At 57.4% G+C, this 15,492-nt stretch carries 9 protein-coding genes; 7 read left to right on the top strand and 2 right to left on the bottom strand.

Annotation, left to right across the window (positions count from 1 at the left end; all coding sequences use genetic code 11):
• Positions 1-85: 85 nt before the first annotated feature.
• Positions 86-2,341, bottom strand: coding sequence for a hypothetical protein (locus P6U27_RS31945; protein WP_407193289.1), 2,256 nt, complete (start codon positions 2,339-2,341; stop codon positions 86-88).
• A gap of 300 nt (positions 2,342-2,641) precedes the next feature.
• Entirely contained in the window at positions 2,642-3,553 is a 912-nt protein-coding gene (locus tag P6U27_RS31940; protein WP_209294974.1) for a hypothetical protein, read from the bottom strand.
• A gap of 1,761 nt (positions 3,554-5,314) precedes the next feature.
• Here P6U27_RS31940 and P6U27_RS31935 point away from each other — a divergent pair.
• From P6U27_RS31935 to P6U27_RS31905, 7 genes are all read left to right on the top strand, one after another.
• On the top strand, positions 5,315-6,655 hold the full coding sequence (locus P6U27_RS31935) for an NtaA/DmoA family FMN-dependent monooxygenase (RefSeq protein ID WP_407193288.1): 1,341 nt from the start codon (positions 5,315-5,317) through the stop codon (positions 6,653-6,655).
• A gap of 101 nt (positions 6,656-6,756) precedes the next feature.
• A complete protein-coding gene (locus P6U27_RS31930) occupies positions 6,757-8,376 on the top strand; it encodes an ABC transporter substrate-binding protein (protein ID WP_407193287.1) in 1,620 nt (539 codons plus the stop codon).
• Positions 8,351-9,337, top strand: coding sequence for an ABC transporter permease (locus P6U27_RS31925; protein WP_407193286.1), 987 nt, complete (start codon positions 8,351-8,353; stop codon positions 9,335-9,337). Before P6U27_RS31930 ends, P6U27_RS31925 begins: the two co-directional genes overlap by 26 nt.
• A complete protein-coding gene (locus P6U27_RS31920) occupies positions 9,334-10,197 on the top strand; it encodes an ABC transporter permease (protein ID WP_407193285.1) in 864 nt (287 codons plus the stop codon). The genes P6U27_RS31925 and P6U27_RS31920 overlap by 4 nt, the downstream gene beginning before the upstream one ends.
• Positions 10,198-11,922: a dipeptide ABC transporter ATP-binding protein gene (locus P6U27_RS31915; RefSeq protein ID WP_407193284.1), complete on the top strand. Its 1,725-nt coding sequence runs from the start codon at positions 10,198-10,200 to the stop codon at positions 11,920-11,922. It begins immediately after the preceding gene.
• An 879-nt stretch (positions 11,923-12,801) separates the two neighbouring features.
• Positions 12,802-14,283 carry a pentapeptide repeat-containing protein gene (locus P6U27_RS31910; RefSeq protein ID WP_407193283.1) on the top strand — a complete coding sequence of 494 codons (1,482 nt, stop codon included), beginning with the start codon at positions 12,802-12,804 and terminating at the stop codon, positions 14,281-14,283.
• A gap of 205 nt (positions 14,284-14,488) precedes the next feature.
• Positions 14,489-15,370, top strand: a complete 882-nt coding sequence (locus P6U27_RS31905) for a pantoate--beta-alanine ligase (RefSeq protein WP_407193282.1) — start codon at positions 14,489-14,491, stop codon at positions 15,368-15,370.
• Positions 15,371-15,492: the final 122 nt, after the last annotated feature.

Below are 15,492 nucleotides of genomic sequence, written 5' to 3'. Positions count from 1 at the left end.
TGAGGCGCTCCTGATTTACCAAAATAAGCGATCCAACGTGGATCGCGAGCTTGAGCGGCTGCCCGCGGTGTCGACCGCATATTGTTCAGCCAAATTGCGGCCGATGGAAGAGAAGAACGCGGCCACCGGGTAGGCTTTCAGCCGTGTAGGGCTCACCATGGATCAAAAAGCAGGTCATGGGGACGTCCTGGCTCGGCAGAAGGCCAAGGTTTTGGAGCATGTCAATCACGCGAGGCGAAGCTTCTCGCGGGCCGTGCCTCCAATCGTTGCCGAAAAATTCTCCGAGTTCAGGCACGTGTGGGAACGAGTGATGGCCCGGGACGGGCGCGGCGGACGGCAGTTGAAGGTTCGCCGCCTGTAATTCTAACCAAGAGGGAAGATCAAACCCAGATGAGAGACCGTAGGTTTGCGGGGGAGCCGCCGGCGACACGAGCGCAGCGTCACTCCTCGAAGCGAACCTTGGGTGATGGATGAGTTGAACGTCATTGGATCCTCTCGGCCCCAGCACGGCTGTATAGCGTTCTCCGCCAATCTCATAGTTCATGAGCGGATATTCCGCGTTAGGCAAGAAGTCCCACTTGCCCAGCTCTGAAAGCATCATGTCCGGAGCCGGCTGGGTGCGATGGAAAAAATCGTTGGGCGCTGCGAACGAAACGTCAAATGTATCGCCAACAGCGGGAGAGCGCAGATGGACGAGCTGAAGATCGCCATACCCACGCGGTCCGAACACACCCGAATAGCGTTCACCGTGAATGTCGTAGGTCTTTACCCGCTGTGCTGCATCCGGCATCTGACCCCACCGGCTGAGCTTGGAACGCAGCATGTCGGGTGCAGGCTGGGTGCCGTGGGAAAAACCTTCGGTAACGGCCAAGGAGGCGTCAAAGCTCTCGCCGGCGGTCTCCCCATCTTGATTCATCATTCGTGAAAAGTCTTTCTCAGAGGCGGGACCCTGCGGTCGTGAGCTGGACTGCCAAATCACTGCATCGAAAGGATCCGCTCCGCCGGCGCTATCGGTTGTCGCCTCCATTGCCGGCCATAACTTCGATACCTCCAGAACGAAAGCAGGCGCAAACTGGTCTCGATCCGCAGCATCGAAGAGCTCTTGCTGGACGACACTTTGCACGTGCGGAGGGGTGACCGAGCCGGCGGTTGGCCAACAGACCGGTGCATCGTTGGATGTCGTCGGCAAGGCCTCGCGATTAGCAGCACCTAGGAGCTGATCGCGGGCGACATCTTGCACGGGCGAGTGGGCGACCGAACTCATGCTCGGCCAAAGCACCGGTGCACTGACTGGCGGCAGGCCCTCGCGATCGGCGGCATCGAATAGCGCTTCCTGTTCGAAACTCTGCAGGGGCAAGGGGGCGGCGGCACGCATTTCCTGCCAAAGTACCGGCGCATCGAAGCTGACAGGTGGAGGCACATCGTTTTGGCGCACGGCGTCGAAAAGCATATCCTGTGCGACAAGCCGCGCTGGAGAACGAGGAGTTAAACCCATTCCCTCCCAAAACTGCAGAGCACTGAAACCGCCCGCCGGCAATGAGCCCTCCGCGTTCGCTAACGGCTGTTCACGTTCGAAAAGCTGGACGGGTAAATCGGCGGCCGGCTGCATTGACTGGCGCGAATCGCCCCCGTAACCCGGCGAGTTGTCCCGCCCCGCGATGCGGCGATAGTCATCCAGCCTGTTCAACGCATAGATCAGTTTCTTATCCTTCGGAAACAAAGCATCGGCATAGCCGAGCAGCGCTTTGTGGCTGAGCTTGGTGATCGACAAGGGGCGCAATGCTGCCGCTAGCTTGCGAAGACTGCTAGCGTAATTTCCGGCGGTTTTTGCGTCCATTGCTCGACCAAAGCCCGCATCAGTCGCCTCTCTGATGAGGTTGGCGTCTTCCTTGGACGGACGATAATGAGTTGTGGGGGGCGGAGCGGTATCGCTGGGCTCCCGGTACCTACTCACCATTGACAGTGCAGGTACGATGACCTTGTCTTCTGGCAGGAGCTGCTTAGAGCGCTCAAGCAACGTATCGTCATCGAGCTCAGCAATCGAGTGACCAGACTGCTTCAGCAGCTCCGCCAATTTGCGAAGCCGACGGTCATAGATTTCAATGGTAATCGCCTTTGGCGGTGGGCCTCGTTCAAGGGCAGCACCAGATGCTGCTTGGATGAGGCGATCGTCTTGTTCCGTGATGTCATAAAGCCCGCTATGGGAATATACCGGTCCAAGCTGTCGCGTATCTCGCAAGTGTTGCTCGAACACCGCTTGCGGTTCTTTGGGCTGTTCGGCCCTGGTATCTGACGCAGCGGAATCTTTATACGCTGGGTTGATCGCGTCGTATCGATCCATGCTGCAGTCCGCGGGCTTCGTTTCCTCGTTCTCTCGCTATTCACGTTAGCTTTCCAAAACCTGACCTGGCCGGCCGACAAGTTAGAGAATGTTGGTCGGTAAGTGCCTTTTCGAGCCCGACGACAAGTGCGGCGAACGTAAAGACGGTACAGGCTTCGGCTAAAACTCTGGTTTTCCAGGGTGGGGTACGCGGAGACTCCCCCGACGGTCAGCTCGGCCGGAGCATTATAGACGGAGAGAAGACTGCTTTCGATTTCCGAGCATCGAAAACAGCCGAGTTATCTTGCTAAGCCTCCACCCTCAATCTTCTTTGCCTGACTTTCTGTATGGATTCGATGTGCTCGCGGTCCGATAGTCATCCAGATTCCCGCCCAGAAACAGTACCTCGCGCTCCTCAGTTGGGGTATCGCTCACCCAGGCCAGGTCGGGTTCATCATCCTCAGTCCCGTCTTCAAGAATACTGACGATCTCATCGGCCGTCCAAGCGGTGATCCTCGGCACCGTGTACGTGTGCAACTCATTCGCATTTTCCGCGATCACTTTGGCGCCATACTCGTTGTCGTCGTCCGGCGAGAGGAGCAATTGTGAGGCCTCCTCGGACAATGAAACAAAGGGCGAAGAAGTGGTGTCGCCCCTCATGTGTTCTGCCGCTGCGCGACCCAGATCAAGTCGTTGGCCTCCCCAGATATTCCAGGGGGCGGCGTCGAAACGCGCAGCCGCCATAGAACGCAAATGGGCCATCGCGGTTTGATTGGCCAACCCGCGCGGCTTGCAATGGCTGGCGTGGTTTTGGAAGCGCTGCAGCTCCGCGTATGAGGATGCCACCACGTCGTCGTAAACCCGGCTACTATCCACGCCGCCGGCCGACGGTCCAGTCGCTCCTGACCATGGCGTTGATGTCTGCGCAGCGAGTTCGATTTCTCTTCTGAGTTCCGCAACGTTCGCGCAGGTCAGCGTTGCGACGAGTTGAGCGCGCGCTCTTACAAAGTTTGCGGCTGTGCATCGTTCGCTCTTCGGGATAAGGTCCGCTCTCCTATTGCCTTCCGTTGCAGTTCGGGACGATCCACCCCCGGCTGAAGCTGGTGCTGGGAGGACTGGCCGATGCTCTCCAAGCCGCAGCTCAAAGTCTGCTTGCGGCGCAGTCTCTTCCTGGTGCGGCTCGACGTAACTGATGCGAGCCGCGGACGCGTTGACGTTGTCAAATGGGTCCATTCCCTTCTCCCACTGGTTGCCTTGTCAATGTCATCGAGCAAAGTTGGTCCGATAAGGATCAGAGGCTGAGCCGGGCGCAACTCTCGATAAAATTGCGGCGGACGGTATGTTGAGGCGGTACGGAACGGGCTGAGCCAGGATCCAGGTCCTTCTCTTCCAGGTCTTGAGCCATCAAGTGGGCCTGCTAGTCCGAGAGAGATGTTGCTATGCTAAAGGGCTTAGCTGTCGAATAGCTGACCAGGCCCATAGGTTCAAGTAAAGTTCGGGCCCTTGCCGCTTTGCTGGCGGGCCTGTTGTTCATTGCAGAGTTGAGTTTGGCGGACCCTTCGCCCCTGTCCAGCTCCACGGCAGCGCGGTGTGAATGGTCTGGGAGAAGCGGTGCGCGAAAGCGCTGCAATCGGTGAGCTTGCGCTGGGTGATAAGTTCATCTGGGCCAGCTTGCATTGTGCGCGAGTCGATGTCGTTAAGGTTCGTCCAGGGGTAGCTCTGATCCGAGTAGTCGATGCCGCAGCCATCGGGCTCGTGATTGCGCCGGTCTGGCGCATTGTGCTTTGTTGGGACTGCTGTTTGGGGCGAGGAGTCGCGCGGGCGCGGCGAAGGCTGGTCGCAAAACACAACCCGCTCGATGCAATTTCAATCCGGGCATCCGCCGCGAGACGTTGAATTGCCAACCAGACGTGACAAGACCACGAACGATCCAGCCCAAGAGGCTCCCACTCCCATGTGCCGGTAAGCGACGCGGTCCGATATCCTGCTGGGTGACTTCGTCGACGTTGATGCGCCGCGTTTCTTGATGCTCAAAGGCGCCTGTGTCCAAGCTAGCTGAGTCCCGATGCACATATCGGCGTGCTCGCGGGGCCGTGAAGACGGGCGTTTTTGGCAAATTGGCGGTGCGTCATCACACCCGTAGAGTACGCGAGGACATGCCGGGCGCGAGAGAATTAACGACGCTCCAGCATCCTCGAATCCAGCGCAGCTTCGAACCGTTGCGCGTAACGCTGCATCTATAATCTAGAATGGTTCATCGCATTATTAGATGGTTGGCTTGGCGATGCCTTATTGATCGGATGTCACTTTGCGGCGCAGCAGCAAGCGGTTGACCAATCATGTCGCGCGAAAACTGCCGTGTGCTCTCGAGCGCATCGGGTCATCTCATTCACATCGCGCCGGCGCTCCCAATTGCAGTCGCCGCAATTACGCAGAGCGTGTTCGGTGAGTCTGGTCAGAGAACGCTTAGATTTGAGCGATCGGAAGTAAAACATCGCAATAGAAGAGGATGCCAAGAGACGATAGTAGATTGAAATACTCAACTATTGCGTTTGCACGGTCTGGACCTCTAAAGATCCTCTAGCTTGATCATTGCTAGCCCGGCCCGGAGTCCAAACGTTTGGATCGCGAATGCCATCCAAAACATCTTCCTAAAAGGGAGCTGGCTTCTGATGAATTCTGGAGAGCCGATGTGAGTGTACTCGTGTGGAAGCAACCAGCCGCTGGAAACAAGCTGCTACGTGGGCGTCAATCGGCAACCTGCGTGGTCGAAGCTCTTCTCGTCCGCGCCCGCTCGGAGAAGATGGCAAGACCTAACAAAGGCTTCTTTGGTGACATTCTTCTCCCATCATCCGACTGTTTGTTGTCTGTCGCTCAAATCGATTGCCCGGAGCACATGAAAGGTGAGCTTGCGCGAAAGGGCAGGCTGCTGCCGAGATCAACTTGTCCACAAAGCCCGCCAAGCAGCTCAGAAGCCGCCGATGAGGGGCTGTGATGTCTTCGGGTAACTCCATGCTTCATCTTGGCTTAAATCTTCATGGTGCGGGTGGTCATTCCGCCGCGTGGCGCTGGCCGGGCACAAATCCAAGCGCCTTTTTCGACATCGAGCACTACGTCCGCGCTGCGAAGATTGCGGAGCACGGTCTGCTGGATGCTGTATTCCTCGCCGATACCCCCGCGATAAGTTCCGACATCACGCACCAGCCGCCGCTTAATGGGCTCGAACCGACGCTGGTTCTCGCTGTGATTGCACGTGAAACGGAGCGAATTGGCCTGATTGCGACGGCCTCGACTACCTACAACGAACCATACAATCTTGCCCGGCGCTTCCAATCGCTCGATGTCATCAGCCGCGGGCGCGTTGCTTGGAACGCGGTCACGACGTCGAGTCCGGCGACGGTTGCGAACTTTGGCGGTCGAGAGCTCGGGCGAGCGGATCGCTACAGACGTGCGGAGGACTTCGTTGAAACGGTCCGTGCTCTCTGGCTGAGCTGGAGCGGCGAGATGGTCATCGCCGATCAGGCTGCGGGTGTTTACGCAGATCAGAGCCAGTTCCGCCTGCTCGATCCCGCTAGCAATAGTTTCGGCATCCGAGGACCACTTACGCATCCCGCCTCGCCCCAAGGCCACCCAGTTATCGTTCAGGCGGGCGGTTCGGATCCCGGACTACGGCTTGGCGCCCGCAGTGCAGATGTCGTGTTTGCGGCAGCCGGGGACTTGTCAACGGCTCAGCAGGAGGCAGAGCGCCTGCGCGCGCTTTCTCGGCACTTCGGCCGCCCTGCGGCCCCGCTCATCCTGCCAGGCCTTGTCACCTGTATCGGGGGCACCGAGGAAGAAGCGGCGCGTCGCAAAGAAAGCCTTGACGGACTGCTCGATCTGGATCGCGCCATCGTCGCTCTAGCACGAAGCATGGGCGTGGCGGTCGAGAAGCTCAGCCTCGAAAAGCCAATCCCGGAGGAGATTTTGCCCACTGCAGATGATGTTCCGTTTTCTGTCGGTCACCATCGCACGATTGAGACTCTGGCGCGTCAAGGTCGGACGGTTCGCGAAATCATCAGCAGCGTTCAAGCCGTTGGCCACCGCTTGCTCGTGGGTGCACCCGAGCAGATCGCGGACTCGATTGAGGCATGGTTCCGCGCTGGCGCGGTTGATGGTTTCAACATCATTCCGGACGTGCTGAAAGATGGCACTTCAGCGTTTGTCGACAATGTGGTGCCCATTCTGCAGAAGCGCGGGCTCTTTCGCAAAGAATATCGCGGGCAGACGCTGCGAGAGCATTTCGGGCTTTCCATTCCATTCCAGCCGGCCCTAGCCACAGCTAGCTCACCGCTATGACGCTTCCTGAATATCAGATGATTTGGAGACTGGATATGCATTTGTCGAATGCGCGGTCAACGAGGCGCTTCACTGGACAGTCGAACTATCCAGCTAGAACCGTGAAGGCGACCCTTCTCGTGCTCTTGGGCCTGTCCCAACTGCCGTCAAGCATTCATGCTCAAGAAGCCTCAGCCGGTAGCATAAAGCGAGGAGGCGTTATTCGTTACGGGCATTTTCAAGAGCCTTCTTGCCTGTTCGGGGGCTGGGTGCAGCAATGGTATCTGCAACATCAGTACAGCGATAATCTGGTTGCGCGCAGCGAGGGCGGCAACATTGTGCCATGGCTTGCCGAGTCTTGGACGATCTCCGACGACAAGAAGGTGTACACATTCGAGATAAAGCCAAATGTCAAGTTTACCGATGGGACTGCGCTCGATGCGCAGGCTATCGCAGACAATATCAACGGATGGCTCAGCAACGACCCCGATCTTCGCAACCCGACTGCCGCTCCCTATCTTGGCGATAGCTTCGAATCGGCAACTGCAATTGCTCCTCTGAGATTGCAGGTAAAGTTAAAGGTGCCGTTCCAACCCTTGCTGAACGTGTTCGCGCAATCCTCGCAAGGCATTCTCTCGCCATCGGCACTCAAACGTGGACTTACGGTCAATTGCGAGAACCCTGTCGGTTCCGGCCCATTCATTGTTGAGAAGTGGCACCATGGGCGAGAAGTCATCTTCCGCCGCAATCCCGACTACAATTCGGCCCCGGCCACCGCAAAACATCAAGGGCCAGCTTACGTTGACGGGATCACCTGGAAGTTTTTGCCAGATCAGACGGTCCGCTACGGCTCGCTGATCACGGGGGAGACCGATGCCATATACGATATCCCGGCTGTTGCATGGAAGGACGCCAACTCCCGCTTTTTCGTATTGCGGCACCTTACTGGCGGCACCCCCCTGCGCTTGGCGTTGTATACGGCCCGGCCTCCATTTGACGACGTGCTCGTCCGCAAGGCCTTTGCCTATTCTACTGACCGAAGGGCCGCGGTTGACACATCGTTCCTTGGCTCTTTGCCGTTCGAGGGCAACGGGGCGCTAAGCCAGAGCTCGCCGGAATACCTGCCTGAGCTCGGCCATTCCTATGGATACGATGTCCGGAAGGCCAATCAGCTGCTTGATCAGGCCGGTTGGACCGAGCGCAATCGGAACGGAGTTCGTGTCAAGCACGGCAATCCGCTCATCGTGCGCGTTTCCTATTCGAGCGCTTTTCTGAAGCCGGATGGCGAGCAAGCCTTGCAAGTTATCCAGCAGCAGGCAAGGGAGGCCGGTTTTGACGTTCGTCTTCAACCCACCAATCCGGCTGATTTCTTCGCCGGCAAAAACCTCGGACCTGATGATTATGAGGTCGTTCTCCTCTATTGGGTTGCCCCCGGGGCCGAGATATTCCGAATCTCGTGGAAGCCCGATCAGAATGGCGAGTCAAATCGCTTCAATCCCTCACGCTACCAGGATCTGACGCTTTGGGCCGTCATTCAAAAGGCGGAGCAGGAGTCTAATGCGGTTGAACGTACCACCCTCTACCAGCAGGCGGAACGGAAGATCGTGGATGACGCTCCTGTGATTGGCCTCACGGTGCTGGACGTAACTTTGGCGACTAAGCCGAACCTGAAAGACGTTTGGCTGGACCGCGGGTCAGTTGGCGAACCTGTCTTCTATGACGCTCATTTTGACGACAAATGATGCCATGAAGATAGCAGCCCATCATTCTATAGTTTGGTTCGCGCGTCGGATACTGTCAGGCCTAGTCGTGGTGTGGGCTGCCGCAACATTTGCGTTCGTAATTCAGTGTGTTCTGCCTGGCGATCGCGCGCAGATCATCATCAATGTGACAAGCGGCAACGTCGGACTGGCGTCCTCTGCAGAACTTGCAGCGGTCAATGCGAAATACGGATTTGATCAACCGCTCGCGATTCAATACGGAAAATACATATCGGGAATCCTACATGGAGACCTTGGCGAGTCGTACCAGCAGCATCGGCCTGTCGCAGGGATCATCGCGGAACAGATCGGCCCTACCATTGTTCTGGCGGTCACCGCGCTGCTGTTCGCATGGATTATCGCAATCCTGACGACCTTGTTCATCGCCGGCAGAGACAACATATGGGCGAAGTTGCTCAATGACACGCAGGTCTTTTTTGCAACCGCGCCGCCTTATTGGTTGGCCACAATTCTGCTGGTTGTTTTTGCGGTAAAGCTGCGCATTTTTCCGGTCATCGGTGGAAGCTCTCCGGTCGGGCTCATTCTGCCGACAGTTGCGTTGGCTCTTGAACTCTCGGGCTTTTTTGGACAAGTCGTTCAGAACGAGTTCACACGCGTGCTCGAGCAGCCGTTCGTTACATCCGCGCGGGCCCGAGGTATGAGTGAGTTCGGCGTCAGGCTTCGCCATGTCCTCCGCCACGCCGCATTGCCCGGCATTACTTTATCAGGTTGGGCGCTCGGCAAACTTCTCTCGGGCGCGATTGTGATCGAGGTGGTTTTTGCCCGTCAAGGCCTAGGTGGAGTCCTTGTTGCTGCAACCTCCTCGCGAGACGTTCCGATTGTCTCGGGAGCTGTTTTGATTTCTGCGGGCCTGTTCGTTCTTGTCAGTTTGATTGTCGATCTGACTTACCGAGTCGTCGATCCGAGGATCAATTTGACATGAGCATGTTTGCCGAAGCCACCGTGTCCCGGCCGATCAAAAAAGTCCTGGCAATCGTCCGCCATGTTCCGTTCCGAGTTGCCGCCTGTCTTATCATCATTGGCCTCTTTGCCCTCGCGGCTCTAGCGCCAAAGGTGCTGCAGACGCACGATCCGCTCGCTATTGATTTGAGATCGTCATTGCAGTCACCATCGTTCGCCCATTGGTTGGGAACGGATCAATTGGGTCGAGATCTTTACTCTCGAGTAATCGAGGGGGCTGGCCAATCCCTGGCTATTGGACTAGGCGCGACGGCGCTGAGTATGTCCATTGCGATCGTTTTCGGCGTCGCCGCCGCACTTTCTGGTGGCGTATGCGACAGCATCCTGAGCCGGATTATCGACGTGCTCTTCGCAATTCCCACGCTCCTGCTCGCCCTAGTAGTCGTGTCTGTTTTTGGGCCGTCGGTATTGACTGAGGTCATAGCCGTCGGAATCGGCACAGCGCCAGGCTATGCGCGCATGATCAGGGGCCAGATGCTTGCCATTAAGGGGACAGGATATGTAGAGGCCGCTAAGGTGCTGGGACATCCATTTCCCCGTATTGTCCGGAGGCATATTCTTCCCAACGCCATGAACCCGCTGACGGCAATGATGACGATCGGCGTAGGTCAGGCGATTATATGGGCCTCTGGGCTTGCTTTCCTAGGACTTGGCGTCGCTCCCCCGGCGGCCGAATGGGGCGCGCTGCTCAATGCCGGGCGCAATTATGTAATCTACGCCTGGTGGCTGGAGATCATACCCGGTCTGGCAGTTACGGCGTTTGCCCTGAGCCTCACCATCATCGGGCGCCATCTACAGGACCGTCTGGAAGGAAAAAAGTGAATGTCGCAGGGTCGCCCCCAGCCTGTCCCGCAGCCGCCAGACCTCCTCACGGTCGATTCGCTGCGTGTTTCCTTCGGTCGCGGCATTCACGAGAAAGCGGTTGTGGGGAATATATCGTTCTCCCTCCAACCGGGACGGTGTCTTGCGATTGTCGGTGAATCCGGCTCGGGCAAGAGCGTGACTGCGCGGGCTCTCATAGGGCTCGCTGGTCGCTACGCCAATGTTCATGCACGCCAGCTAAGCTTAGGCGGGACGGACCTGATGGGTCTTAGCGATCGTGCCTGGCGGCGCATCCGCGGCAACGAGATTGGCTTTGTATTACAGGATGCACTCGTTTCGCTTGACCCGCTTCGCCGGGTCGGCAAAGAGATTGGTGAATGCTTGCTCCTCCACGGTGCGGTATCATCACGCGAGGAGCTCGCGCAGCGCGTCATTGCTCTCCTTAAGCTCGTCGGTGTCCCTGACCCCGAGACCAAGGCCGAGCAGCTGCCCCATCAATTATCAGGCGGCCAGCGTCAACGGGCTCTCATTGCTTCGGCACTTGCGCTCGATCCCCGCATCCTGATCGCCGACGAGCCAACGACCGCTCTCGATGTGACGGCGCAAGCTCATGTGCTGTCACTCCTTGAGGAGACCAAAGCGAGAGGCAAGGCTCTGATTCTGATCAGTCACGATCTGGCAGTGGTCTCCCGCGCGGCGGATGAGGTCATCGTCATGCGAGGAGGCGAGGTCGTCGAACGCGGTAACGCCGTCCAGATATTCAAAGATCCGAGGCACCCCTATACTCAGCAGCTGCTGGACGCCGTGCCATCTGGCCGGCCGCGCGGCTCGCGCCTCTCACCATCGACTATTCTGCGCTCGCCTGCCCGGCACACGCAGCCGGCTGCGCAATCGCCGCCGAAATCTCGTCCCATCCTGCTCGAAGCGACAAGTCTGGTGAAGCGCTTCAAGGGCCCGGATGGCGCTTTACGAGCGGCTGTGGATGGTGTCTCCTTCGAACTGCGATCCGGCGAGACTTTGGGCATCGTAGGTGAGTCCGGATCAGGAAAGTCAACGGTAGCGCGCATGGTCCTGGCGCTCGAGGAGCCTGACGAGGGAGCCGTTCAGTTTGCAGGCCGCCCTTGGACCGCGCTTGCCGAGCGCGAACGGCGAGGTCGGCGGCGGTCGCTATCGATCATTTACCAGGATCCTCTCGGCTCGTTTGATCCACGTTGGACGGTCGGACGCATCATAACCGATAGCCTTTCGAGTGACGTTGAGACACGGCGCAAGCGGCAGGAGCGCGTTCTCGAGCTGCTCGATCTGGTCGGGCTATCCGAGGCCTTGCTGGAACGACGACCGCTCGAGCTCTCGGGCGGTCAGCGCCAGCGCGTTGCGATCGCACGCGCGATCGCACCAAATCCTGCCGTCATCGTCTGCGATGAGCCGGTTTCGGCGCTCGACGTCTCGATCCAGGCCCAGGTCTTGGACCTGCTCGGCTATCTGAAGGACCACGTCGGCATAAGCTATCTCTTCATCTCGCATGATCTCAGTGTTGTTCGTCACATCAGCGATCGCGTCATAGTTATGCGCCGGGGGAGAATCGTCGATAGTGGGGCCACTGAAGAGATATTTCGCCATCCACAGTCTGAATATACCAAGAGCCTTATCGCCGCCATGCCGCGTCTTGTGCGCGACCACCAGATACGTCATCCAGCTACGATCCTCGAAGAAGGCATCGCATGAACGTCTTCGATGTCCTCGAATTCGACCCCTATCATAAATTGTCTATCGCCGATCGCGAGGGCATTCGCGTTTGTGCAGCGAGTTGGTCACGATAGCGCGCTCGTTCATCGCTCGACCAAGACAGTCTGTGGCACGGGTTCTCGCTACATGGACCGGTCGAGCAGGGCTATCCGCGTTCGAACACTCGCTATCGGCGAGCTCGGCGATCCGCAAATGTCGGATTGCAACTCATCGATTGCGTGCCCGGAAAAGGACGGGCGGCTCTTGTGCTCCTGCAAACGAGCCCAAAAGCTTCGCTTTCTCGTTAGCATTGCGCTCATGGTGCGGTCCCTGACACCGAGAGCGTGTTTGTCAGGTTCAAAACATTCGGCGTCAATATCGATTCCATGACGTCTATTCAGCTCTTAGTGGCGACTGATGCGGCTGGCACGGTCATTGCTATCGGACATGAGGTAACGCCAAGTTGGGGCTGACGTCAGGTCTGTGAACGATCACGTTTCCGCCCGGAAGCCGTGGGTCCATTCTGAAAAAAGCAAGACCTTGAACTTTTTTGCATTCGGCTTGATGGAGAGCGATTTGGATTTGCCTACAAGCGCCGAGACTAACCGCAACTACCGGATATATCGGCATTGTCGAACGACCGTTGCGTTGTCAGCGTTGGCGGGCTCAGTGAACAATCTTGGCGAGCGGATGACTAGAATTCGGCTGCCGTGCTCAAGCTCGCCGGCTGCGGAGGTCACCGACACAATAGGCGCTTCATCGAGGCATCGTGTCGCCATTTCGCCGACGAGTTGGCCACAGGTCGCATAGCGTACCGCCAAGGCGGAGCAAAAGAGGTCGATAACAGGCCCCCCGTAATCCGGGTAATACGGAATCGTCATGTCGCAAACGATCGACCCTGATAGCGAGTGCACCGCGAATGAAGGGGCAGAGCACTGGTCAGATCCGAAACACAATCTTTCATCAGATGGCGACTTTGTTCGGTACTGGAGCCGAGCTGCCGATCGGCTGCGCGCGGTGGCGGCCGTCGGGAGGCGAACCGAAGAGGCGATCAGAAGGACCGGGATTGGCTTGCAGCTATCCTCCGAGAACTTTAACGGTCATGACTTGTCAGATTTCCCGCTGCGACGCTGTACGCTCAATCGTGCGCAGCTCTACGGAGCAAAGTTGGATCGGGCAGACCTTTCTGGGGCGAACCTTATCTGTCCGGGGCTAGAAAGGGCAAGTTTCCGCGGGGCCAAGTTCGATTTTGCGTATATGCATGCGATTGCAGCGCAGGTCTGCAACTTCGATGATGCCAGTCTACGCAATGTAATTGATGCAACGGGCAGCCTGTTTCACGGTTGCAGCATGAAAAGGGCGCGCTTTGATAACGCCATGCTCAGCGGGCTTCTCGCTTACCAATGCGACGCGAGTGATGCTGTATTCGATGGCGCGGAGCTACAGGGATCGACCATCAATGAATGTTTCCTTCCTTCCGCTTCCTTCCGGTTTGCCAAGCTGAGCCAACTCACGATCACGAAAGCACATCTGGCGTCTTGCTCGTTCCTCCAGTCAAAGGGGAGCTGCTTATCGATTGTACGTCCCACCTCGGTCGATGGTCTTGTCCTCGAAGGCGCTCATCTTCCGTATCTGAGACTCTCAAAGGTAAGCGGCCGCATTAGAGCGAGAGGCATGAGCGCCCCATTTGCTGACATTCACTTGTCAAATCTTCCAAATGCGGAGCTTGAGCAGGCAGACTTGAGCCAGGCGCGGCTTTTGTCCGTAAGCTTGTCCAGCGGAAATCTTGTCGGTGCGGTGCTCAACGGTGCGTCCTTTCATTCCTGCCAGCTCGACGGAGCGGACCTGTCTCTGGCATCAGGCGAATGCATTTCGATAACAGAGAGCACAATGCGAGCCGTCAAATTATCGGGCTTTCGGGGGCGATGTGCCTTTGTGCGCGACTGCGATCTCGAACGCGCAGACCTATCCAATGCTTATCTCTACAGGTCGATGATCACCGGTGATCCCCCACGATCAATGGCACTGGATGAGGCAAATCTCGAAGGATCGAATCTCGTTCAGGCATATCTCGCGGCAGGAATGACTAGAACCAATCTGGAGGCAACGCGGGCCGCGTATGTTCGCATGAACCAATCGTCCTTGCGCGAGGCGAACCTGAGTGGGATGTCGCCGTTCCAGGCCAGCTTCGTAAAGGTGGACTTTTCGGGCGCTAAGATAACCACGTTCGAGCCACCATTCTTTGCAGACCGATGTCCGGGCCTACAGGCCGCTCTGAAGGGGGATGAGCCACGCGAGCCATCAAGCTATCTAACTGAATTCTCATCGTTGATCAGACGGAGTCGCGAAGGGTCCACCTGACGGCTTCGAACGCTACAAAATAGAAGGGAATGTAGTGTCGGTGAGCTTAGGACAGGTCTGGGCGGCCGTCCGAGCTGTGAGCGGGCGCTAAAACGCTATGTGGCTCGTGGCCATTGCCCGCCGATACGATAGGCAGGGCAGACTGTCTGCGCGATCCGACCGATCAGATCGCTCTTTTGGCGTTCAAAGAGACTGGAGTAGGAAAATGCATTTTGCATGTCTTTCCGCTGGTAAAGCGTTCCTCCGGGAGGTGGCGAGAACAGGGCAGACTATCGGGACAGTACATACTCTCGGCGCCCTGCATCTTGGGCATGCAGAACTGATCAGAAGGGCGGCATCGGAGAATGACGTCGCGATCGTCACAGTCTACCCGAACAAAATCCAGCTTAGGCCAGGCGGGAGCTACGATTTCAATTTGGACGAGGATATTGGACTTGCATTGCGTTCGGGAGCAACTGCCGTGATCTCCTCCAACGACACCGAAATGTTCCCGCCTGGGTATCGAACCCTTCTATCGCAAGGCGACTGTCATTTGCGTCTAGGGGGGCCTGAGGCCTATTTGAAGGAAGCCGTTACCGGGGCAGTCCGCTGGATCTGCTATGCGAGGCCAACTCGCAGCTACTTCGGCCTGAAAGATATCGGTCAGGCGATCCTGGTGAAGCGCGCCGTCGCAGACCTCCTTCTGGATTGCGAGATAAGGTTTGTGCCGACCGTGAGATACAAGAACGGAGTGCCCATTTCGTCGCGTTTAAGGCGATTTAGCCGTTCCGAGCTTGATGAGCTGTCGTGCCTTTTTAGGGCACTCGACCATTCGAGGAAAGAGATCGCCCAAGGGGTATCTAGGGTCGAGGATCTGGTCGCGTCGGCCACATCTCAGATCAAGTTCCGAAACTTTCAGCTCGATTTTGTTCGGATCGTCGGTGCTGACAATTTCGAAGACCTGGAGCAAGTCAAGCTCCCTTTCATAATTTTCGGAGCGGCAACGGCTCATGGTCTCGGGATCTTCGACAGTATCTACGTTCCAGATCAGGATACTCTCGTGAAGGGTCCTTCGGATATCTGGATCGATCTGCCTGAACCGTCCTAGCCAGACGAGTTTTCATCCATGACCTTGAGAAAGCGATCCGCTCCGACGGTACCAGAGGGCCGCGGGCGACCTTATGAAGGTGCATTCGGCTTGATGTTGCCTCCAGCGCATAACCACATCTA

Source organism: Bradyrhizobium sp. STM 3566 (genome assembly GCF_045571445.1).
Lineage (GTDB): Bacteria > Pseudomonadota > Alphaproteobacteria > Rhizobiales > Xanthobacteraceae > Bradyrhizobium > Bradyrhizobium vignae.
This window is presented reverse-complemented; position numbering and strand designations above follow the sequence as displayed.

Bases quoted from the DNA above. Each gene is read 5' to 3' on its own strand.
- P6U27_RS31945 (WP_407193289.1), bottom strand. From the start codon at position 2,341: ATGGATCGATACGACGCGATCAACCCAGCGTATAAAGATTCCGCTGCG.
- P6U27_RS31940 (WP_209294974.1), bottom strand. From the start codon at position 3,553: ATGGACCCATTTGACAACGTCAACGCGTCCGCGGCTCGCATCAGTTAC.
- P6U27_RS31935 (WP_407193288.1), top strand. From the start codon at position 5,315: ATGTCTTCGGGTAACTCCATGCTTCATCTTGGCTTAAATCTTCATGGT.
- P6U27_RS31925 (WP_407193286.1), top strand. From the start codon at position 8,351: ATGACGCTCATTTTGACGACAAATGATGCCATGAAGATAGCAGCCCAT.
- P6U27_RS31920 (WP_407193285.1), top strand. From the start codon at position 9,334: ATGAGCATGTTTGCCGAAGCCACCGTGTCCCGGCCGATCAAAAAAGTC.
- P6U27_RS31915 (WP_407193284.1), top strand. From the start codon at position 10,198: ATGTCGCAGGGTCGCCCCCAGCCTGTCCCGCAGCCGCCAGACCTCCTC.
- P6U27_RS31910 (WP_407193283.1), top strand. From the start codon at position 12,802: ATGTCGCAAACGATCGACCCTGATAGCGAGTGCACCGCGAATGAAGGG.
- P6U27_RS31905 (WP_407193282.1), top strand. From the start codon at position 14,489: ATGCATTTTGCATGTCTTTCCGCTGGTAAAGCGTTCCTCCGGGAGGTG.